Here is a 1,168-nt window from a genome sequence, read left to right on the forward strand (position 1 = left end):
TGGTTTGCTAAGTGCTGCTATTGTACCCCTTGAGCCCTTAACAGGCTGTAGCTGTGTCGTCGTGCCGATTACCTTCTACCTTCCTGCTAAAGCCATTCAAGCTCTGGATTTAACCCCGGGCCATGAGCTGTTGAAAACGTTGATGGCGGATCCTGTCCGGGCTGCCCAGCAGGTGTAATGCGCCATCGATTGGCCGCGCAGCCCCGACGATCCGCGCGAGCTGTCGGAGATCCCGGAGGTGCGCCTGTGGTTTATTCGTTGGGACACGGTCTGCCCCTGGATGCCCTACTTCCTCAACTGGCGCCAAGGAGAGCTGGCCCGTTACGCAGCCATGTTGGTGCCCCATCAATTCAACCCTCGCGAGGGCATTGTTTACAACCCAGAAGCGCTGGAAATCTCTTTGTGTTGATGCGGTGGTTCAAGCAGCAGAAACTGGGATCCCTCTCGATGCTGCGGGATATGGCTTTGGTGTTTGGCTTCGAGGTCCAGCTGGAGTTTCTCACTCTCTGGGAGTCTGAGGTGGGGGATCCGAACTCATGAGGGTGATGGTGGCCGATACCTGGCCGGGGATCCCCGGAGCCGCAGCAGTGGCCAGCGCCTGGCAAGAGGTGGTCCAGAGACCTTGAGTCCAGCTCAGGGTGGATCCCAACCCTTCGGAAGCTCAGCTCAAGGCCCTCTGGCAACAAATCGGCGAGCGGGCAACCAATCCCCTCCTGGTTCTGCCGGGCAGTGTCGCCGATCCCCTGGAGCCAGGCCAAACCTGGGCCGATTTGGCCCATGCTTGGGGGTTTAGCCTGCTCTTAACGCTGCGACGGGAGGCCGCCCTGAGCCAAGCAACCGCCTTTGCCGCCCTGATGCGCCAAGCCAAGGTCCGCAACTTGGGCTGGGTGCTGGTCGGATCCCTGCCCGAAACCGAGGATCCCCAAGCTTTGGAGGAGCTGGATGCAGCTTTGATCCCACGCCTAGAGGCTCAAGTTGGAATGCCGGTGCAGGGGAGAATGGCTCTGGATGGGCAGATCCTTTGGGACACCGATTCCCTTGAGCAACTGGGCTACGTTCTATGAAAAGCAGAAAAACCCCCCAGCGTCTGCCAGGGGATTCAAGAAGGACTGGTCGACTAGGTCAGGAGTGGATTAGCCGCGGATGGCCGGCGCCACTTCCACCGCCG

Annotated in this window: 3 protein-coding genes; all 3 read left to right on the forward strand. The window is 59.9% G+C overall.

Annotated elements, in window-relative coordinates:
• Positions 1–238 precede the first annotated feature (238 nt).
• The 3 genes from NW848_RS00975 to NW848_RS00985 all read left to right on the forward strand — a co-directional run bounded on the left by NW848_RS00975 (position 239) and on the right by NW848_RS00985 (position 1,064).
• The gene (locus tag NW848_RS00975; RefSeq protein WP_240527377.1) at positions 239–409 is read left to right on the forward strand and encodes a chlororespiratory reduction 6 domain-containing protein; all 171 of its coding nucleotides are present in this window, start codon (positions 239–241) and stop codon (positions 407–409) included.
• A complete protein-coding gene (locus tag NW848_RS00980) occupies positions 409–540 on the forward strand; it encodes a hypothetical protein (RefSeq protein ID WP_255322549.1) in 132 nt (43 codons plus the stop codon). The genes NW848_RS00975 and NW848_RS00980 overlap by 1 nt, the downstream gene beginning before the upstream one ends.
• A 98-nt stretch (positions 541–638) precedes the next feature.
• On the forward strand, positions 639–1,064 hold the full coding sequence (locus NW848_RS00985) for a hypothetical protein (protein ID WP_011430137.1): 426 nt from the start codon (positions 639–641) through the stop codon (positions 1,062–1,064).
• The last annotated feature ends 104 nt before the right edge of the window (positions 1,065–1,168 follow it).

This window comes from Synechococcus sp. RC10A2 (genome assembly GCF_047502605.1).